This window comes from bacterium, assembly GCA_016702305.1.
GTDB lineage: Bacteria > Electryoneota > RPQS01 > RPQS01 > RPQS01 > JABWCQ01.
In genome coordinates this window covers 164763-183532 of record JADJEH010000009.1, presented here as the reverse complement: position 1 = coordinate 183532, position 18770 = coordinate 164763, and the positions used below count along the sequence as shown (strand labels likewise).

The window sequence follows — 18770 nt, the reverse complement described above, 5'->3', positions numbered from 1 at the left end:
ATGTGGCACTGGATTTTTTCGACGAACTCAACGAATTGACGCCCGGCCATGGCCAGGGCGCGGACCTCGACCCGACCGGCGGACTTGCCTCCGGTCTCGCCAAACTCTCCGCGTTGATTGAAGACATTAATCGCGACATGACGCCTGCGGCGATTCTCGAACGCGCCATGAGCGCCGCGATGGAACTCACCGGAGCGGAACGCGGTTTCCTCGTGCTCGTTGAGCCCAATGGCGAGTGGCGCTTCGCCGTCGCCCGCAACATTGCCACCGAAATCGCCGACGCCGAAACCGCCGCGTCACAAACGATCATCCGCCGTGTAATTGATGGACGCAGCTCAATTCTTATCAATGACGTCATCGGTGCGTCCGATCTCTCGCAGCAGCAGTCCATCGCCAAAATGCAGGTACGTTCCATTATGGGCGCGCCGCTGATTTCGAAGAACAACCTGCTCGGCGTCGCGTACGTGGACACCACCAAGCTCGCCGGCGTCTTCGATCAGACCAGCCTGTCGCTGTTTGAGACCTTTGTGCATCTCGCCGCCGTCGCTCTCGAAACCGCGCGCCTCTACGCCGCTGAAAAAGATTCCAAAGCGCGCTACAAAGACCTGCAAGAATATCTGGCCGCCATTCTGCAAAGCCAACCACATGGAGTGTTGATTCTCGACCGCGACGGCAACGTGGACTTCGCCAACCCGCAGGCCATGACAATCCTCGGCTCAAGTTTGCGTATCGGATCGCCCCTCAACAACTCCGGATGCTGCGAAGCCGCCATCGTGGCCCTGTCCGCGGCCCACGACCAGTTCCGCCGCACCGGTGATGTTGGCCGCATGACCATGAAACTCAACGAGCGCGCCGTCGCCTACTCGTTCTTCAAACTTACCCGCGCCTTCGACGGCCGGGAACGCGCCGGCTTGATCCTCGAAGACGTGACGATGCAGAAAATGCTCGAACAGCATCTGATTGAATCCGAAAAGAAACTGACCGTCAATCAGCTCGCCGGCGGTATCGCACACGAAATCAACAACAGCTTGCAGCCCGTCAAGGGGCGCGTCGAACTGCTGGCCATGCGCTTGGAGCGCGAAGGCGTTCCGCTCGACGACTCGGTTCGCAAAGACCTGAGTACAATCTCCGCCCTGACGGAACGCATCGAAAAAATCGCCCGCAACTTGCGCAACCTGACCCGCCCGGTCGAGCCCGATTTCACAGTCGTGGACATGCGCGAGTTGCTGAGCTCGGTCGTGGACCTGCTGGAAACGACAACCGGCAGTTTGCGTGGCTTCAGCCGCGACGAGGCAGCCGAGTTTAAGCTCGAACTCGATCTTGATGACAGCGCCTTTGTCATCGGAGATCCGCACGGACTCGAATCGGCCTTCATCAATATGATCATCAATTCGGTTCATGCCATGGAATCCGTCGAACGCGGCGTGCTCACACTGGCCGTGCGGCGCAGCGGTGGTCGCGTCATTGTCTCCGTTTCCGATACCGGAACGGGCATCCCTGCGGATCAGCTCGACAAAATCTTTGAACCCTACTATTCAACCAAAGGCGATCGCGGCACCGGATTGGGTTTGCCGATCATCCGCAATATCGCCGAAATTCACGGCGCCGAATTGAAACTCGAATCACAAGTCGGGGTCGGCACCACCATCACCCTGAATTTCCCGGCCTACGACGAGGCTGCCGTTACAGCATAGTCCGCCGCCTGATTGTGAATCATACAAACCCGTGGTTGCAAGAGGCCGCGGGTTTTTGTATATTTCTTTGCTATGTCCCATGCGCACCATACACCCACAATGACTCACAATAAACTGACTTTTCGCGGCTTAACCCTGCTGCTCCTCGGGCTCGTGACCCTCGTCGGTCAAGCGGCAATCGCCGGACGGATGACCCCGGGACTGGAGGCGGCCTTTAGCAATGCGGCCGAGTCGGAACGTCTCCCCGTGCTGATCTCCTTCTCCCGCCAGCCCGATCTCGTGAGCTGGAATGAGTTCGTGCCTCGCGGTGCCAGCCTGTTTACACCCGAACGGCATGCCATGCTCCTCGATTCATTGCGCAATGTGTCGGCTGCGTCGCAAGCCGAAGTGCGCACGTCGCTCGATATTCTCGCGCGCAATGGCATGATCGAACGCACCGAGTTCCTGTGGATCGCCAATCTGTTGCGCGCTGATGTGACGCGCGCTGGAGCGGAACTGATCGCGAATTTCGAGACCGTGAATGAAATCGGTCTGGACGAATCTGTCGAACTGCTCGCGCCGACGGAAGTCACGCCAAGCACAGGAAAAATGCTTACCGCCGAGGCCGCGCTCGTCGCGATGCGCGCTCGCGACGCGTGGAGCGCCGGCGTGTTCGGTGATGGCGCCGTCGTCGGCGTCGTCGGTCGGCCGTTCGTCTCGTCGCATCCCGCATTGAACGATCGCTACGTCGGCGCCGAGCCGCTCATCGCAAGCGTCTATTGTGACGTCGCCTCCGCGCTGATGCTCGGTACTGCCGTGGGCTGCGATAAGCTAAAAGGCGACACGCTCGGCGTCGCGCCCAACGCCAAGTGGCGACTCTTGCCTCTGCCGTGCGACAATGCGCCCCGCCTGTCCGATGTGCTGCGCGCTCTGCAATCATCGCAAAGCGAATCGTACGACGCGATTCCAGATGTCATTCTGCAGGCCTGGCAAACCGGAGATTCCTGCGCGTCCGCGTTGCCGCAAGCCGCTTGGAGTGCCTTTGCCAATGTCGAACAGCTTGGTTCTATTCTCATTTTCGCCGCCGGGGATCACGGTGATCAGGGTCGCGGATCCGTCATGCTGCCCGCCGCACTGTCCGATCAGCCCCAAACCTTCTTCGCGGTCGGCGCGCTCAACAGTGACGGCAACAGCGTAGACCCGCGCAGCAGTCGCGGACCCTCGCCCTGTGATCGCAAGTCCATCAAGCCGGAAATCACCGCGATTGGAGTCGGCGTGCGTAGTGCGCACGAGAGCGATTTCGTCTCCGCCCGCGGATCGCTGCTTGCGGCGGGATATGTGGCAGGTGCCGTCGCCTTGATGCGGCAGGTCAATCCTGATCTGACTGCCAGCGCCGCCAAAACCACATTGCAATTAGCGGCCCGCGACCTAGGCGTGCCCGGCGAAGACAACGAATTTGGCTACGGTCGTCTCGATATCAACGCCGCCGTCGAAATGTCCGCCGCCGCCAGTGAAACCGGCGTCATCAGCGGCATCGTGCGCTACGGCGGATCGCACATCGTCGGCGCCCGAGTCTATCTGATTTCCACCGTCGGCAGCTACACCGCAACCACCGACCTGCAGGGCGTCTTCCGCTTCGCCCAAGTTCCCGCTGAACACCGCTACGCGCTCTACGTCGCGCGCTTCGGCTACAAGGATTTTGCGGCACCCGACTCCGTCTCCACGTCGCAGCGCAACGACTTCGCCGTCAGCATTGATCTCGAACGCGGCCTCGCCGACGATGCTGAAGTCGATCGCGGCTTCATCATCGGCGTCCCTGAAGACGATGCCACGGCTGGCGTATGGACACGCGGAATTCCGGTCGGTTCAACCGAGCATGGCGATCCCGTGCAAGTCAATGAAGACGCCACCGCCTACGGCAGCTACTGCTTCTTGACCGGCAATGGAGCGGCAACCGGCGAATCCGCCGCGTCGCACGACGTGGACGGTGGGCGCACCACCCTGCGTTCCCCGCTGTTCCGCCTTGACAATTTGGCCGATGCCAAGCTCCGCTTCAAGTATGCCTACTCCAATGATCGCGGCCCGCAAAAAGGCGGCGATTTCTTCCGTGTGCAGATCTCTAACGACGGCGGTGAATCGTGGGTGAATCTGATTCAAACTTCGGTTAGCTCGGATGGCTGGCAGGACGCGTCCTTCAAGCTCGAAGACTTTGTCGCGCCCACCGAAAACATGATTCTCCAGTTCGTAGCCGAGGATTTTGCGCCGCCATCATTGGTGGAAGCGGCGGTGGATGAAATCTTCATCGAAGGCCGACCAGACGCACCCGAACCGCCCAAGAACCTCTCGCTCACACCCACTGATACCGGCGTGCAGTTGACGTGGAACCGCTCCGTCGGCGCAAGCTCGTATAAGATCTACATGGCCGGTGAACCGGGCCGCGTCTTCGCTCCCGAGAACTACTTCACCACAATCGCCGACACCGCGCTGTTTGTCCCCTTCGATCAGATTCCGTTTGATCAGTTCTACTTTCAGGTGACGGCCGTAAAATAGCCCGGCGTCGCCCGAATCCAGATAAGCAAAAAAGCCCGGCTCATTCGAGTCGGGCTTCTTGCGTTGCTATTGCCACTCACAGCGCGCGGGTTGGTCCGGCGGCACGAAGCGGATGAGCATGATCTCCGGCGGCTTGCCCACACGCATCGGCGGGCCCCAATAGCCAATGCCGCACGTCGTCAATTGATAGCCGTCGTTGACCGCATACAATCCGTGATGATAGGAAAACGCCATCTTCGTGAAAATCGTGAACGGAAACATCTGACCGCCGTGCGTATGGCCGCTCACCACCAGATCAAATCCCGCCTCAATGGCGCGATTCACGTCGCCCGTCGCCGGAGTGTGCATCAGAAGTATCTGCACGTCCGATGAGTCTTGCTCAGGAATCAGACTGGCGAATGCCGGCAGCGGTCGGCCCATCGAGCGCGCCGTGCGATCCTCCATGCCCGCCACCAGCACACCGTTCGGCAATTGCGTGTGCTCGTTCATGAGCACCCGAAATCCGCCGCGTTGCATCAGGTCCACGGCGCCCGGCATCCCCACATAGTATTCATGATTGCCCGTCGTGGAAAACACGCCCAGCGGCGCCGCCAACTTGCGAAAACCGTTTGCCACTTCGGGTATCTGTGGCGCCGGAGTGTCGATAATGTCTCCCGGCGCCAGTATCACATCAGGATGCAGCGCCGTGATCTGTTCGCACCAGCGCGCTATGCGAGCTTCTCCGTTGGTATTGCTGGCGTGAAAATCCGCGATCATCGCGATCTTGAAATCGCGCAGCGATTCGTTCCATCGCTTCACGGGCACGTCCACTTCAACAAGCCGCGCCGGGCCTGTCGCCTTGTAGACCCCATAGCCCGTGATCAACACCACAAGTCCGGTCACCGCCAGGAAACTGTAACGGCCAATCGCGCTGTGCAGCTCCATCGTCCAGCCGCCCCATTGACCGGAGATGACCAACACAACCTTGACCAGAAAAAACAGGAACGTGATCCACAGAAACTGCCACATCATCCCCAGCCACACCGACGAAATCCAATCCACGACGTGAGCCAGCGTGCCCGGCAGCTTTGCCTCGATGATGCGGCCGATGATGTAGGATACGGAGAGAAACGCCGCCAGAATGCGCAGCGTCCAGAGCAGAGCGGGGGAGGTGAGTTCTAATGCTGAGACCAGCCGCGAGTACAAGAACCAGTGCAGCAGCCCCATGATCGAAATGACGACCGACAGAAAGATCAGCAAGCGATGTCCATGCGAGTTAGTTGCCTTTGCCTTCCAGCACGGCCACCGGCAGAATCATCTCTTCGAGTGAAACGCCGCCGTGCTGGAAGCTGTCTTTGTAAAGCGATAGGTATTTGTTGTAGTTCGTCGGATAGACGAAGTAGTAGTTCTCTTTGGCGATAATGTAGCCCGTGTTCATGCCCCGCTTCGGCAGCTTGAAATTCTCGGGCGTCTGCACCACAATCGCCTGCCGCTTGTCCACGCGCAGATTGCGGCCGTACTTGTAACGCAGCGACGTCGAGGCTTCTCGGTCGGACACGACTTTCGCGCCCTTCTGCCCGCGAATCGAACCGTGATCGCTCGTCACAATCACCGTCCAACCCTGTTTGGCGAACGACTGCAGAATCTGCCGCAGACTCGAATGCTCAAACCACGCCTTGATCACCGAACGGTAGCCCGCTTCATGCGGCAGCATCTCGCGTAAAATGTCAGAGTGACTTCGGCCATGACCCAACATGTCCACAAAGTTGAACACCATGGACACCAGCTTGCGGTCGAAGTACTGCGAGACCTTCTTGGCGGTGTTCGCGGCTTCTTCGGGGTCGAGTACCTTGACGTAGCGCGCTTCCGGTTCAATTGTTATCCCCAGTCGCTGCAATTGCATGTCCAGCAATTGCCGCTCAAACCGGTTGGAGCTGCCTTCGTCCTCGTCCGCAGATTGCCATAGACCGGGAATCTCCTTGTCTATCTCCGACGGAAACAGCCCGGCGAACAGCGCGTTGCGCGAGTACGGCGTGGCGGTGGGGAGGATGGAGTAGTGAAAATCGCGGGTGACGCGGAAGCTGTCGTAGAGCAGCGGCTCAATCGCCATCCACTGATCATAGCGCATGCAGTCCATCACCAGATAGAGCACCTTCTCACCGGCCTTCAGACGCGGGGCGACGAACTTCTGGACCACGTCTACCGACAGCGGCGGACGCTCGCTCTGATTCCACAGCCAGTTTTCGTAGTTCTTTTCAATGAACTTGCCGAACTCCACGTTGCACTCGCTGCGCTGGCCCTCGAGCGATTGCTTCAGACCGCCGTCGGGCAGGCTGTCCAGTTCGATATCCCACCACGACAGCCGCGCGTGAATATCCGCCCACTCGCGCCAGCCCGGATTGTCCATCAGCTTCAACGTGATCTCGCGGAACTCCTGAAGGTAGTCGCGCGTCGCGATGCGCTGCTCGATGGAAGATTTGTCGATCACCTTTTTCAATGCGACGAGAATCTGCGTCGGATTGACGGGCTTGGTCAGGTAATCGGATATCTTCGCCCCGAGCGCGTCGTCCATCAACGCCTCTTCTTCCGATTTGGTGATCATGATCACCGGCAAATCGGGCCGTTTGGTCTTGATCCGGTCGGCGGTCTCCAGTCCGTCGAGGCCCGGCATGTGCTCATCGAGCAGCACGCAGTCAAACGATTCGCTATCCACTTTCGACAGCGCGTCGTCGCCGCACGTGACGCCGGTTACTTGATAGCCGTGCTGTCCGAGGAACAGCACGTGTGCTTCCAGCAGATCAATCTCGTCGTCGGCCCAGAGAATTTTCTTGATGATTTCGGGCATGTAAGCCTAAGTGTGAAATTTGAAAGATAGGTCCGGCCGCTGGCCGGACGATTCTGTCCAAGCATTTGTTTTTGCGTTCGATTCTAACAATTGTCGGAACGGGAGTCTTGGGGAAACAGTGATTTCACTTTTTGCTTGTGTGCGGATTCACATGCGGTGGGAGAAGTAAAATCGTGGGGCATCGTTATTGAACGATTGGGCAAGAGGTTTGGTTCCCGGACTGAAATGGTGAATGAGGAGCGATTCGCCGAGCCGGGTTAAGGCTTCTGCAGCCCGGCCGGGCTCGCCGCAATGGTATTCTGTACCAACTTCTCAAACATGTTCGCCACTACGGCCACTACAATCGAACAAAAAATAATCATGACACCCAGCATCATGGCTCCGGCGGCATCATCATCGCCGTGATTCAGCATGATGGTGATCTCTTCGACGATGACAAAACCGATTATGGAAAATGCGCAATACTTGATCGTGCGCAGGGCCTTTGCGGAGTTTAGCGTGAAGACTCGGTCTTGGCGAACGTGCCCGAGCAATTTGAAGGCTTGATACAACGCATAGAAGAACGGAAGTGATCCCGCATAAACCAACAGAATGAACGGATCGGAGTACATCTCCCAATTCGTGGCGTGCGCATTCACGCCCTCCATACGCGGTTCCCAAATCAGAAATGCCAGCGCACCAATGGCGGCGAGTACGATGGTGATTTGCAGGAAGATTGTGGAGGGTTTGGTCACGAAGTGCGATGTTCGAGATTAGAACCTAGGTCCGGCCTTGGGCCGGACGACGTGGCACACGACAAGGGGCATCCGCGGCGGATGCCGCCGCGAGAATGAAGTTCAGATAGTTCTCATTCGCGTGAGCAAGTCGGAATCTTGCCATCAAAGCAGCTTCTTGGTCTTGAAGATTTGGATGGTTCATATCAAAGTACTCTTCCGATGTCTTTGAAATGGGTACTAGGAATTCGTGATTCTTCTCGGGGGTTCTTGCCCAGCAAGCTGGGCGCTACGGCGGAGTTGAGCGCTGCGCTGCGATGTTTTAACAGTTATCCTTCACTGCGCCGAGCCTTTGTTCAGAATGACAAGGGCGTGAAATTGTTGTTGGCGTTGTCCGGCCAGAGGCCGGACCCAGGGCTAACTAGTTCTCCACCATGGCTTCACCACCAACCCGCGCTTGACGACGAGCCGCAAGATGAACACCGTCGCTGTCATGCACACGAGCACCGCGATGAGTGAGGCTTCGACGCCGAATTCGCCGCCGGAAATCCATGTGGGGCCGCTGACGGTGCCGACTAACAGGCCTGTCATCGGATGGCCGGAGACCGGCAGGCCGAAGATGCCGCCCTGTGTGAAATTCCATGCGCAGTGCAGGCCCGTGGCAAACCACAAGCGGCCCGTCAACGAATACGCCGCAGCGAGCAGCAAGCCCGCTTCGAGCGCAACGGCAATTGTCGCGATAGCAGTGGCATTCGGATTGGCGACGTGCGCGAGACCGAACAACACCGCTGAGAGTGCAAGTGCGATCCACGTGCCGAGCGACTCTTCCAGAATCCGGTAGATCACGCCGCGTACCAGCAGTTCTTCAAAGAACCCCGCAATGGCGGCACTGAAGGCCGCCGAGAGCACGGTCACAGAGTTCGCTCCGGTCCAATCATAGTGCCCGAAGAGCCACAATAAGAGCATCGTCCCGGAGAACAACACTGCGCCGAGCGCCAGCCCCTTGCCGAACTCGGGAAAGAACCCGAACAGCGAGATTTCCCGCGGCCAACGCCATTCGATTAGCCTGACAAAGAGTAGATAGCCCGCGAAGCCGCAGAGAATTCCCAGGCTGTTGCTGACCAATTCGAAAATGTCGAGGTCGGTGAGGCCGCGCGGCTCGCCGTATTGATTGGCCAGCTCGAGCACCCCCGCAATCGGCAGGGCCACCATGACCATGCCGAGAATGATGCGGGTGAGGGGATTCCTGAGAATCCGGAGGAAGAGGTTGGGTCGGTCCATGTCCATCTGACCGACAAACTCACTTCTTATGTTGCATCACCCAATCCGCCAGCACGCGGTACACCCGGCCCGCGTCCCGGTCGAGCTTGCTCATCGCCCGCACATGTGCTGTGACTGTCTTCTTGTCCCCCCGTACAGCCGGGCCGGTCCACGACCTGCCCATTCCATACTCGGCAAAGTTCCGCAATGTTTCTTGGGCAATCGCCATGACCGCATCAAGGGCCGGTTTTTCCGAGATTCCGACTTTCTTGAGTACCTCGGTCGCCAACGCTATGTTTGCCCCCAACAGAGTGCAAGCCAAAACCGCCGCCGCATGATAGGCCACTCGGTCGCCACCACGTACGACTAAGCTCTTGCCATTACAGGCTTTGACAACCTTGCGACAGGTTCTTAAGCCGCGCTCGTCGCCGTCTATCCCAAAGAACAAGGGAAACCGCGGGTCATACAAGTCTTCCTTTGTGCCCGCGCCGACTTGGCCTGCAAAGCGAGGAAAGGTCATGAACGGATGGCAGGCCGCCACGGTCGCTCCGAGCCGAGCCAAGGGAGCCAGAGGGGTGGTGTCGAGCGTTCCACTGTGGTGCAGAACTGCAATGCGGGACCAGGCGAGGTCCAGCCGCGCTAACTCCTTGGCCAGCGGTGCGATCTGTCCCGTCCCCACCGCCAGCAGAATCACCCCGTGACCCAAACGAATCTCCCCCACCGAGGAGACGTACGGCCCGCCCAATTCCTTTGCCAGCCTGCGCCCGGCCGAACTTCCCCGGCCGCAAACCCCGGCGCAAGTCCAACCGGCGCCGACCAGCCGCCGCGCCAACACCTTGCCGACGGCGCCCGGCCCGATCAAATAGAAATGCTGCTTTGTCATCTTCACAAGGTAGCTTTCCCGACCCGGAAATGCAAGCGAATCAACACCCAACCTTAAGAAACCGAGGGAGTTAGCTTGACTCTCCAGCGAGAAAACCGTACCTTTACGACTTGCTGTGTCAGATTCGTGAAGCACTGTTTGCCCGCCCTGTCGGTCACCCCGGAGGCCTTGTGCTCGGTCGCATTTCTGAGAATACTTGCCGACTTAACATCTACCTGTCGCGGCCCGAAGCCTCGATTCGCGCGTACGCCGCCGATGGATGGGGGTACGGTCAGGTGTCCGACCGCAAGTGTCTCATCATTCAGGAGTCGGCCAGCAAGACGGTCTACGTGCTCGGGGTCATCCTGCCGCGCTACCGAGTTCCCAAAGAAGACCTCGACCTGATTAAACGCGTGCGCATTGTCGAACAGGGTTTGAAACCCGAAGACCACCGCGAGTGGAGCTTCTATCTCGACGACATTGACGACCATACCCGGCGCATGGTCCTCAGCGGGCCGTATGTCGAACCGGGCGCGTTGGTCGCCGGTGATTTGCACTATTAGGGGATAGGCCATGTTCTTCTCGCTTCTCTTTGCCACGCTCCTGACCTCGCTGGCCACCAGTTTTACGGTGGCGCTGCTTTTTCGTAAATCCGTCGGCGGAATTCTCGCACGCATCATGCACGACGAGATTTCCACGGCCTGGCAGCGGTACATCATCTTCGCCGTCATCGTGGTGGGGATCAGCTCCGGCGTCAATCTTTACAAGATTGAGCAGTATGTCCCCGGCGCACAAGGACACTGGATCGAGCAGACCAAACCCGATGGCGACAAAGAGCCCGAATGGGTGCCGCCCGTCCTGAACGACGAAACCTGGACGCTCGAAATCTACCGCACCGTCATCGGCACGATTCAGGGCATCGCCTGGGCCCTGCTGGTCTTCTTCCTCGTCGCGCTCGTCGCGTTTGTGATTGTGCGCGGGCAGGAGATCAGAGCAAAAGTATGAAATCAAGAATCAGAAGTCAAAACCAAATTGCGACTTCGTTCTGTTTTTTGACTTCAGACTTATGACTTTTCATTTACAAATTCCCCCTTCACATAACCCCCTCTCCAGATTCCTATGAAAGGCGTTATCCTTGCCGGCGGTTTGGGCACGCGCATGCTGCCCCTGACCAAGATCACTAACAAGCATCTGCTGCCTGTCTATGACCGGCCGATGATCTATTTCCCGATTCAGACGCTCGTGGACGCGGGGATCACTGAAATCGTTGTCGTCACCGGCGGACAATACGCGGGTGACTTTCTCAATCTGCTCGGCAACGGCAAGGCCTTCGGCCTGAAGCGGATTAACTATGCCTATCAGGAAGGCGAAGGCGGAATTGCCGATGCACTCCGGCTCGCGCGTGAATTCACGGGCGATGACGCGATCTGTGTGATTCTCGGCGACAACATTCTCGAGAATCCCATCAAGGCGCATGTGGATCAGTTCAAGGCGCAGGGCAAGGGCGCGAAGATTCTCCTGAAGGAGGTCCACGACCCGCATCGTTTTGGCGTCGCCGAAGTGGCCGACAACGGCAATGTGCTGTCCATCGAAGAAAAACCGCGCGCGCCGAAGTCCAACCTCGCCGTGATTGGCGTGTACATGTACGATGCGCACGTCTATGAAATCATCTCGACGCTGAAGCCCTCCGCGCGCGGCGAACTGGAAATCACCGACGTCAACAACGCCTACTTGCGCGAAGGCACGCTGACCTCTTCGACCATCGACGGCTGGTGGACGGATGCGGGGACGTTCCCGTCACTGTATCGCGCGTCGAGACTCGTTGCGGAGCAGGTTAAGCCGGAATTGAAGGAGTTTTGGTTTTAGGACATGCCGCCGCGTTTCCGCGTCCGTGACGCAATCAAGATTGTGGAGAATGACGGTTGGCGGCTTGTGAAATTCGTGGGCAGTCATCGTCAGTACAAGCATCCAACCAAATCAGGACGCGTCACGATTCCGGGGCATGAAAACGATGTGCTTCACCCGAAAACCTACGGAAGTATCCTTGAACAAGCGGGGTTGAAATGAAATACCAGAACTTTCTGATCGTCATTGAAAGTGGCCAAAGCAACTTCTCGGCCTATTGCCCTGACTTGCCTGGAGTGGGTTCTACCGGCAAGACCCGCGCCGAAGTCGAGCAAAACATGATGGAAGCGATGCAGCTTCACATTGACGGCACGCGTGAAGACGGATTGAAGATTCCAAAGACCACTTCGAGCGCCGTCATCATGCGCCTTGAAGTGCCCACTCAGGCTGAAGCGAAAAAGCGCATGGCTGAAGTGCCGGGCCCGCCCGCGCCGCGGCGACGCAAAACTAACACTCGTACCTATAGCTCCCGCTAACCATGTCTGAAAAAAACGATACCAACGGCGGCCTGTTTTTTATCGCGATTGCGATTGTGGCTGCGGCATTTATCTTGGGCATCAAGATGGTCGAGATGCGCAAGGCCGGAGATATGATCTCCGTCACCGGTTCGGCCAAGCGGCCCATCGTGGCGGACTTGATCGTGTGGTCGGGCAATGTCACCGCGCAAGAGAACACGCAGCAGGACGCCTACAAGGCTGTGCAGGTGCATGCCGCGCGCGTGCAAAAGTTCTTCGCCGACAACAGCGTGCCGGGCGCCGAAGTCACGATGAAGCCCGTCTCCAGCGAGCAGATTCAGGAATACAACCAGAGCGGCTACTTCACGGGCCGCATCCTCGGTTATCGTGTCAATCAGACGTTTGAAATTCGCTCGCCGCGCGTGGATGCCATCGAAGAGCTGATCAAGAAATCCGATCAGTTGATCAGCGAAGGCGTGCCGTTCACCGGCTGGGGCGCGCAGTACCTTTACACCAAGCTCGCCGATCTACGGATCGAGATGCTCGGTGAAGCGATGAAAGACGCCACCGAACGCGCCCGCGTGATGGCTGAATCGTCCGACAGCAAACTCGGTGAATTGCGCGACGCCAAGATGGGCGTTTTTCAAGTCACACCGCGCAACTCCACCGACGTATCCGACTACGGCTACTACGACACGTCGTCGAAAGAAAAAGATATCACGGCGGTCGTCAAAGCAAGTTACTCTCTCGACTAACCAGCGTGAACGCTGGACCCATTGCCGCTAGCGCGTAACGCTTAACGGTTTCGATCTCGCTAAACAACCCCCCTTTATTCCCCCGCATGTTGCGGGGGGAAATACAGAATGCGCAAAGTTCTTATCACTGGAAACCTCGGCATGCTGGGCAGCGAACTGTCGCTGGCCTGCGAAGATCAGGGGGATGAAGTCGTCGGCGTAGATCTGCCCGACGGCGATATCACCAGCCGCGAGCGTCTACTCGGTCTGATCGGCGAAGCGGATCCCGAGTTCATTTTTCATTGCGCCGCCTTCACCAAGGTGGATCAGTGCGAAACGGAAATCGCGACCGCCATGCGCGTGAACGCCATCGGCACGCAAAATGTCGCGCTGGCCGCCGAGTCGCTCGGCGTGCCGATGCTATACATTTCGACCGACTACATTTTTGACGGCACGAAAGAGGGCGCATACGACGAATGGGACGCCGCGAACCCGCAGAGTGTCTATGGCAAGTCGAAGTATGCCGGCGAGTGTTTCGTGCGGCAACTCTCGCAATGGCACTACATCGTGCGCGTTTCGTGGCTGATCGGCAAGCACGGACCGAACTTCATCGAGACCATTTTGAAGCTGGCGCGCGAGCGCGATGAGCTGCGCGTCGTCAATGATCAATTTGGATCGCCGACGTTTGTCACGGATCTCGTGCCGGAACTGCTGCGCTTGTCAGAGAGCGGCGCCTTCGGAACGTACCACATCACGAATCGCGGCGTCACGACGTGGTACGACTTGGCGAAAAAGGCGCTGGAATTGCGCGGCGTCACCACGCCGATTCTGCCGTGCACGACCGCCGATTTTCCCCGTCCCGCACCGCGCCCCAAGAATTCGCAGCTTTCCGCGATGCTCTATGATCTTGCGCTGGGCAACGACATGCCGACGTGGGAACAAGGGTTGAAGGACTATTTGCGCGGATGATCGCTCTGCTGAAACGTGTGGCGCGCTCCCACCCTGAGTTCGAGCGTGCGGCGCGACGTTTGGTGAGTTTGCGCTATCAGATCGCGTTACGGCACTTGCGGGGAGTCGGAGTGGAAGTCGGCGCGCTGGATCTGCCGCTGTTTCTGCCGCGCGGCGCGCGTGCGTATTATCTCGACCGCATGACTCCGAGTCAGCTTCTGGAACACTACCCGGAGCACGCCGGACGCCCTTTGCACGTGTCGTTCGTGGCCGATGGCGAAACCATGGCCTGCGTGCGCGATGAAGCGCTTGATTTCCTGATCGCCAATCATGTCATCGAGCACACGCAGGACCCGATCGGGACGCTGAAGACGTTCTGCGCGAAACTCAAACGCGGCGGCGTCATCTACCTGGCCGTGCCCGAGCTGACGAAGACCTTCGACCACAAACGCACGCCCACGACGTGGGAGCATCTGCTCGCCGATCATCAGGATGGGCCGCAGCATTCACGCCTGCAGCACTATATGGAGTGGGCGACGCTTGTGCAGGACCGGTCGGGCACGGACGCCGAGAGATTCGCCGCCGAGCTTGAAGCCGCCGACTACTCAATCCACTTTCACTGCTGGACGTGCGCGGACTTTGCCGCGTTCATCGCCCGGCTGTCCGAAACGCTGCCGCTGCGCGTTGTGGAACAACGCAGTTGGCGCAACGAGAACATTTTCATTCTGCAGAAACCCTAACTTCCGAAACTGACACATGATTCAAGGCGTTGTTACGAAGAAATTGCGGCTGATGCCCGACGAACGGGGCCGCTTGATGGAAATTTTGCGATGCGATGATCCCGACTATCTGACCATCGCGCAGGTGTACATGACCACCAACTACCCCGGCGTGGTCAAGGCGTGGCACTTTCATAAGAAGCAGTCCGATCAAATGACGTGCGTCAAGGGCATGGTCAAGGTCGTGCTGTTCGACGCGCGGGACGATTCGCCGACGAAGGGCGAAGTCAACGAGTTTTTCGTGGGCGAGTACAATCCGATGCTGATCGTGATTCCGCCGGGCGTTTATCACGGCTGGAAGTGCATCAGCGAGCACGAGAGCGTCGTGGTGAATTGCCCCGACCAGCTTTATGACTATCAGAATCCCGACGAACACCGAGCTGCGCACGACGATCCGAAGATTCCGTACAACTGGGATATTGTGTTTAAATAGACCGTGCCCGATCTCAAGACTCTTAATTCGCAATCGTGGGACGACCGTCTCGAAGCGCGCGCGCATACGTATCAGTTGCGCGGGCGCTTTCGCTTTGCGCATGAACACGTCGTTAAGCATCAGCCGAAGCGCTGGCTGGATATCGGGACGGGCAACGGATTTCTGCCGCACGTCACGCGCGAGGAACTCGACGGCGTGCATGTGACGGGGACGGATTTCGCCGAGAACGCGCTGGCGCAGGCGCAAGGGTTGGATCACAAGGTGCAGAATGACATTGACCGTGACGGCCTGCCGTTCGCCAATGCGAGTTTTGATTTTGTGACGTGTCTTGAGGTGCTTGAGCATCTGGTGTTTCCCGAGCATGCGCTGAATGAAATTTCACGCGTGCTTGAGCCGGGCGGCAAGGTCGCGCTGACCGTGCCGAACATTCAGCATGTCGAGTATCTCGGTCAACTCGTGCGCGGCAAGATGCCCGGCCCCGCGGCCGACACGCGCCACATGAGTATCTTCACGCACAAGTTCATCGCCAAGCTGTTTGAGGCCTCAGGCCTTAAGGTCATTCATCCCGGCGGCGTGGACGCGTCGCCCGAGTGGCTGGCGAAAGTGTCGCCGAAGTATTTGTGTAAGACGATTGCTGTGGTGGGGGAGAAGAGGTGAGGTTGGAAGGGACGGTATGATTGCTCGCAACACCATTCTCTCGCACCATGAGATGTGCCAAAATGAGTTTGGTAGAATGTTGCAAGCTGGAATGCACTTTCGGCCGAATGGCCGGACGAGTATTTTCTTGATGAACACCCGAGGAAATGCTCCATATCGGGATGAAATCGAAGATGGCGGTCGAGCCCTGATTTACGAGGGGCATGACGCCGCTCGAAACACAGTTGATAAAGATCCCAAAGAAGTTGACCAACCAAGCGTGAGGCCGAGCGGAATTCTCACGCAGAATGGGCTATTCTATCGTGCCGCTGTGTCATTCAAGAATGGGCATTCTGCGCCGGAAATCGTTCGTGTGTATCAGAAGATCTATGATGGCGTCTGGGTGTTTAATGGCAGCTTCAAGCTGGTTGATTCGTGGCTTCAATACGACGGAAGACGAAATGTTTACAAGTTTCGCTTGGAACTTGTTGACGACTTGGATCAGCACGATTTGACAGCAGACGAGCTCACACATTCGCGACTAATTCCTACGGCTGTAAAAGCGGAAGTCTTTAAACGCGACAAAGGGCAGTGTGTACTTTGCGGAAGCAAGGACAATCTCCATTTTGATCATAACCTGCCGTTTTCACGAGGTGGCACATCGCTGCTTGCCGAGAATGTTCAACTGCTTTGCGCGCGTCACAATCTTCAGAAGAGCAATAAGATTCAATAATAACAATTCATGAACCACCTCCTTATCACCGGTGGGGCCGGGTTTATTGGCTCCAATTTTGTGCGGCATATGCTTCGGAAGTATCCGCACTTGAAGATTACGAATTTAGATGTGCTGACGTACGCGGGGAATCTTGATAACCTGAAGGATATCGAGAACGATCCGCGCTATCGGTTTGTGCAGGGCGATATTTGCGACCCGGTGAAGGTTGCCGAAGCGATGGACGGCTGCGATGCCGTCGTGAACTTCGCCGCCGAGACGCATGTGGACCGCTCGATTCACGCGGGCGATCTGTTCGTGATGACGAATGTCAAGGGCGTCTATGTGCTGTGCGAAGAGGCGCGCCGCCGCAAAGTCGAGCGCTTCCTGCACATCTCGACGGACGAAGTTTACGGTTCGCGGCTGGAAGGCTACTTCAAAGAGACCGACAATCTCTTTCCGTCGTCGCCGTATTCATCCGCGAAAGCCGGGGGTGAGTTGCTCGCGCGCTCGTATTTTGTCACGTATGGTTTGCCGGTATTGATTACGCGCTCGTCCAATAATTTCGGACCGTTTCAGTATCCCGAGAAGCTCGTGCCGCTGTTTGTGACCAACCTGATCGAGAATAAGCCCGTGCCCGTCTATGGCGACGGCAAGCAGGTGCGGGACTGGCTGTTCGTTGAGGATCAATGCGACGGACTTGATCTCGTCCTGCACAAGGGCGAGGTCGGCGAGATCTACAACTGCGGTTCGCACAATGAAGAATTCAACATTGACGTCACGCACGCGATTCTAAAGCTGTTGGGTAAGGGGCATGATCTCATCACCTATGTGCAGGATCGCCCCGGCCATGACCGCCGCTACGCGGTGGACACCGACAAGATTCAGAAGCTCGGTTGGGTGAAGAAGCACAACTTCCAGCAGGGGCTCGAGAAGACGGTGAAGTGGTATGTCGAGAACGAAGCGTGGTGGCGGGCCATCAAGCAAAAGCAGGCCGATTACAAGGCGTGGATGGAGAAGCATTACAAACCGCTGGAAAGCAAATGAGGTAAGTGATGCGCAGCGCCTGCGCCGTTGCGGTTGCAATATTGTTCTGTTCGTTTGCTATTCAGGCAGTAGCTTCGCCGAGATTGTTCATCGAAGCCGAGGCGGCTGCAACCAATCCGCTGGATGAGCAGGTCATTCGTGTAGGCGTTCAATCGCCCGGCTTGCGATTGTTCGCGGGATGGTATCGCTGGAGTGTTGACGAGGATGTGGATTCGCCCGGCTGGTACAGCGAAGGACAGAATAACATCATGGCAGGCGCGCACTGGTTCACGACCAGAAACCCTGTGGCCGTGGTCGTTCCTTGCATCGGCGGCGGTGTATTACTCGGTCTTCGTGACACACAGTTCTATTCATGGAACTACGACTACTCGCAAGGTGAGCCTCGGCTCTATTTGGAAGAACGACCCGTTGACGAGACTGCGGCGCTGGGATTCTTTGCCGACACCGGACTTCGATTCAGGATTCGGCCCACGAACTTGATGCTGTCGGCGAATCTCCATTGGAGTCTCTCGACGTGGAGCCGCTCCACGACACAGTCAGACGCCTACGATTTTGAGAAGATTGAAGAGCAGGTGGCGATGCTGACCACTTCGCTGATGATCGGAGCAGCTTACCGGTTCTGAGCGCTCGACAACACGGTATAAAACAAGAAGCCGCAAACACGACCCTCGTGCTTGCGGTTTTCTTATTTTTCGCGGTACTCTATTACCGCGAGGACGCCCTATATTCCGGCGGGGAACCGCGTTCGTCAGGCCGGAGGCCTGACCCAGGTTAATCCCCGCGCGGTGGTAGTTTTTCGTTACAATTGATGCGCCGTGACGTCGCGCGGATGGCGCAGACTCTCCTTAGCGATGGACTCCCAGCGCGCGACGCGGCGGCAGGTCTCGTCAATCAGCGTGGCAAGCTGTTCCATGTCTTCGAAGGGCTTGAGCAAGTAGTCGCTGGCGCCGCGCTCGACACACTCGATGCACTTCTGAATCGTCGTGTAGGCCGTCATCATGATGACTTGCACGGTCGGGCGCGCGGTCTTCACGCGCTTCAGGAGTTCGAGCCCCGTCATCTGCGGCATGTTAATGTCCATCAGCACGACGTGGAATTTCTCGAATTCGATTCGTTCGAGCGCTTCAATGGGGTTGCTGCACGTCGCTACCTCGTAGCCGCGCATGGTCAAGAAAGTTTCGAGCGACGAGAGGATGAGCTCTTCGTCGTCCACGATCATAACTTTGTAAGACATGATTA

Annotated in this window: 21 protein-coding genes; 15 read left to right on the top strand and 6 right to left on the bottom strand. The window is 57.7% G+C overall.

The window, feature by feature from the left end:
- The first annotated feature begins 2 nt into the window (after window positions 1-2).
- Window positions 3-1694, top strand: coding sequence for a GAF domain-containing protein (locus tag IPH10_09595; GenBank protein MBK6911165.1), 1692 nt, complete (start codon window positions 3-5; stop codon window positions 1692-1694).
- Between the two features lie 99 nt (window positions 1695-1793).
- Window positions 1794-4223 (top strand): S8 family serine peptidase, encoded by a 2430-nt coding sequence (locus IPH10_09590; GenBank protein MBK6911164.1) that lies wholly within the window; start codon window positions 1794-1796, stop codon window positions 4221-4223.
- Window positions 4224-4289: 66 nt separating this feature from the next.
- Here IPH10_09590 and IPH10_09585 read toward each other — a convergent pair whose 3' ends face one another.
- From IPH10_09585 to IPH10_09565, 5 genes are all read right to left on the bottom strand, one after another.
- On the bottom strand, window positions 4290-5462 hold the full coding sequence (locus IPH10_09585) for a metallophosphoesterase (protein MBK6911163.1): 1173 nt from the start codon (window positions 5460-5462) through the stop codon (window positions 4290-4292).
- Window positions 5463-5478: 16 nt separating this feature from the next.
- Window positions 5479-7047 carry a response regulator gene (locus IPH10_09580; GenBank protein MBK6911162.1) on the bottom strand — a complete coding sequence of 523 codons (1569 nt, stop codon included), beginning with the start codon at window positions 7045-7047 and terminating at the stop codon, window positions 5479-5481.
- A 257-nt stretch (window positions 7048-7304) separates the two neighbouring features.
- On the bottom strand, window positions 7305-7781 hold the full coding sequence (locus IPH10_09575; protein ID MBK6911161.1) for a DUF2975 domain-containing protein: 477 nt from the start codon (window positions 7779-7781) through the stop codon (window positions 7305-7307).
- Window positions 7782-8177: 396 nt separating this feature from the next.
- Window positions 8178-9041: a CPBP family intramembrane metalloprotease gene (locus IPH10_09570; GenBank protein MBK6911160.1), complete on the bottom strand. Its 864-nt coding sequence runs from the start codon at window positions 9039-9041 to the stop codon at window positions 8178-8180.
- A gap of 19 nt (window positions 9042-9060) precedes the next feature.
- Entirely contained in the window at window positions 9061-9903 is an 843-nt protein-coding gene (locus tag IPH10_09565) for a DUF2520 domain-containing protein (protein MBK6911159.1), read from the bottom strand.
- A 170-nt stretch (window positions 9904-10073) separates the two neighbouring features.
- Here IPH10_09565 and IPH10_09560 point away from each other — a divergent pair, with 170 nt between their 5' ends.
- The 13 genes from IPH10_09560 to IPH10_09500 all read left to right on the top strand — a co-directional run bounded on the left by IPH10_09560 (window position 10074) and on the right by IPH10_09500 (window position 18154).
- Window positions 10074-10445, top strand: a complete 372-nt coding sequence (locus IPH10_09560; GenBank protein MBK6911158.1) for a hypothetical protein — start codon at window positions 10074-10076, stop codon at window positions 10443-10445.
- Window positions 10446-10455: 10 nt separating this feature from the next.
- Window positions 10456-10887, top strand: coding sequence for a hypothetical protein (locus tag IPH10_09555; protein ID MBK6911157.1), 432 nt, complete (start codon window positions 10456-10458; stop codon window positions 10885-10887).
- A 114-nt stretch (window positions 10888-11001) separates the two neighbouring features.
- Window positions 11002-11748, top strand: coding sequence for an NTP transferase domain-containing protein (locus tag IPH10_09550; protein ID MBK6911156.1), 747 nt, complete (start codon window positions 11002-11004; stop codon window positions 11746-11748).
- A gap of 3 nt (window positions 11749-11751) precedes the next feature.
- Window positions 11752-11949, top strand: coding sequence for a type II toxin-antitoxin system HicA family toxin (locus IPH10_09545; protein MBK6911155.1), 198 nt, complete (start codon window positions 11752-11754; stop codon window positions 11947-11949).
- The gene (locus IPH10_09540) at window positions 11946-12263 is read left to right on the top strand and encodes a type II toxin-antitoxin system HicB family antitoxin (GenBank protein MBK6911154.1); all 318 of its coding nucleotides are present in this window, start codon (window positions 11946-11948) and stop codon (window positions 12261-12263) included. Before IPH10_09545 ends, IPH10_09540 begins: the two co-directional genes overlap by 4 nt.
- A 2-nt stretch (window positions 12264-12265) precedes the next feature.
- Window positions 12266-12997 carry an SIMPL domain-containing protein gene (locus tag IPH10_09535; protein MBK6911153.1) on the top strand — a complete coding sequence of 244 codons (732 nt, stop codon included), beginning with the start codon at window positions 12266-12268 and terminating at the stop codon, window positions 12995-12997.
- 108 nt (window positions 12998-13105) lie between these two features.
- Window positions 13106-13945 carry a dTDP-4-dehydrorhamnose reductase gene (gene rfbD / locus IPH10_09530; GenBank protein ID MBK6911152.1) on the top strand — a complete coding sequence of 280 codons (840 nt, stop codon included), beginning with the start codon at window positions 13106-13108 and terminating at the stop codon, window positions 13943-13945.
- Complete coding sequence (locus IPH10_09525; protein ID MBK6911151.1) at window positions 13942-14664, top strand: methyltransferase domain-containing protein; 723 nt, start codon at window positions 13942-13944, stop codon at window positions 14662-14664. Before rfbD ends, IPH10_09525 begins: the two co-directional genes overlap by 4 nt.
- Window positions 14665-14680: 16 nt before the next feature.
- Complete coding sequence (locus IPH10_09520; protein MBK6911150.1) at window positions 14681-15136, top strand: dTDP-4-dehydrorhamnose 3,5-epimerase family protein; 456 nt, start codon at window positions 14681-14683, stop codon at window positions 15134-15136.
- Between the two features lie 3 nt (window positions 15137-15139).
- Complete coding sequence (locus tag IPH10_09515) at window positions 15140-15793, top strand: class I SAM-dependent methyltransferase (protein ID MBK6911149.1); 654 nt, start codon at window positions 15140-15142, stop codon at window positions 15791-15793.
- A 16-nt stretch (window positions 15794-15809) separates the two neighbouring features.
- Window positions 15810-16505 (top strand): HNH endonuclease, encoded by a 696-nt coding sequence (locus tag IPH10_09510; protein MBK6911148.1) that lies wholly within the window; start codon window positions 15810-15812, stop codon window positions 16503-16505.
- Window positions 16506-16514: 9 nt separating this feature from the next.
- Window positions 16515-17531, top strand: coding sequence for a dTDP-glucose 4,6-dehydratase (gene rfbB / locus IPH10_09505; GenBank protein MBK6911147.1), 1017 nt, complete (start codon window positions 16515-16517; stop codon window positions 17529-17531).
- An 8-nt stretch (window positions 17532-17539) separates the two neighbouring features.
- On the top strand, window positions 17540-18154 hold the full coding sequence (locus IPH10_09500) for a hypothetical protein (GenBank protein MBK6911146.1): 615 nt from the start codon (window positions 17540-17542) through the stop codon (window positions 18152-18154).
- Window positions 18155-18330: 176 nt separating this feature from the next.
- On the opposite strand, the gene IPH10_09495 is transcribed toward IPH10_09500, so the two are convergent.
- The gene (locus tag IPH10_09495; protein ID MBK6911145.1) at window positions 18331-18765 is read right to left on the bottom strand and encodes a response regulator; all 435 of its coding nucleotides are present in this window, start codon (window positions 18763-18765) and stop codon (window positions 18331-18333) included.
- Window positions 18766-18770: the final 5 nt, after the last annotated feature.

Bases quoted from the DNA above. Each gene is read 5' to 3' on its own strand.
- IPH10_09540 (MBK6911154.1), top strand. From the start codon at position 11,946: ATGAAATACCAGAACTTTCTGATCGTCATTGAAAGTGGCCAAAGCAAC.
- rfbB (MBK6911147.1), top strand. From the start codon at position 16,515: ATGAACCACCTCCTTATCACCGGTGGGGCCGGGTTTATTGGCTCCAAT.
- IPH10_09525 (MBK6911151.1), top strand. From the start codon at position 13,942: ATGATCGCTCTGCTGAAACGTGTGGCGCGCTCCCACCCTGAGTTCGAG.
- IPH10_09500 (MBK6911146.1), top strand. From the start codon at position 17,540: ATGCGCAGCGCCTGCGCCGTTGCGGTTGCAATATTGTTCTGTTCGTTT.
- IPH10_09565 (MBK6911159.1), bottom strand. From the start codon at position 9,903: ATGACAAAGCAGCATTTCTATTTGATCGGGCCGGGCGCCGTCGGCAAG.
- IPH10_09570 (MBK6911160.1), bottom strand. From the start codon at position 9,041: ATGGACCGACCCAACCTCTTCCTCCGGATTCTCAGGAATCCCCTCACC.
- IPH10_09520 (MBK6911150.1), top strand. From the start codon at position 14,681: ATGATTCAAGGCGTTGTTACGAAGAAATTGCGGCTGATGCCCGACGAA.
- rfbD (MBK6911152.1), top strand. From the start codon at position 13,106: ATGCGCAAAGTTCTTATCACTGGAAACCTCGGCATGCTGGGCAGCGAA.
- IPH10_09590 (MBK6911164.1), top strand. From the start codon at position 1,794: ATGACTCACAATAAACTGACTTTTCGCGGCTTAACCCTGCTGCTCCTC.
- IPH10_09495 (MBK6911145.1), bottom strand. From the start codon at position 18,765: ATGTCTTACAAAGTTATGATCGTGGACGACGAAGAGCTCATCCTCTCG.
- IPH10_09580 (MBK6911162.1), bottom strand. From the start codon at position 7,047: ATGCCCGAAATCATCAAGAAAATTCTCTGGGCCGACGACGAGATTGAT.
- IPH10_09550 (MBK6911156.1), top strand. From the start codon at position 11,002: ATGAAAGGCGTTATCCTTGCCGGCGGTTTGGGCACGCGCATGCTGCCC.
- IPH10_09555 (MBK6911157.1), top strand. From the start codon at position 10,456: ATGTTCTTCTCGCTTCTCTTTGCCACGCTCCTGACCTCGCTGGCCACC.
- IPH10_09510 (MBK6911148.1), top strand. From the start codon at position 15,810: ATGATTGCTCGCAACACCATTCTCTCGCACCATGAGATGTGCCAAAAT.
- IPH10_09545 (MBK6911155.1), top strand. From the start codon at position 11,752: ATGCCGCCGCGTTTCCGCGTCCGTGACGCAATCAAGATTGTGGAGAAT.
- IPH10_09535 (MBK6911153.1), top strand. From the start codon at position 12,266: ATGTCTGAAAAAAACGATACCAACGGCGGCCTGTTTTTTATCGCGATT.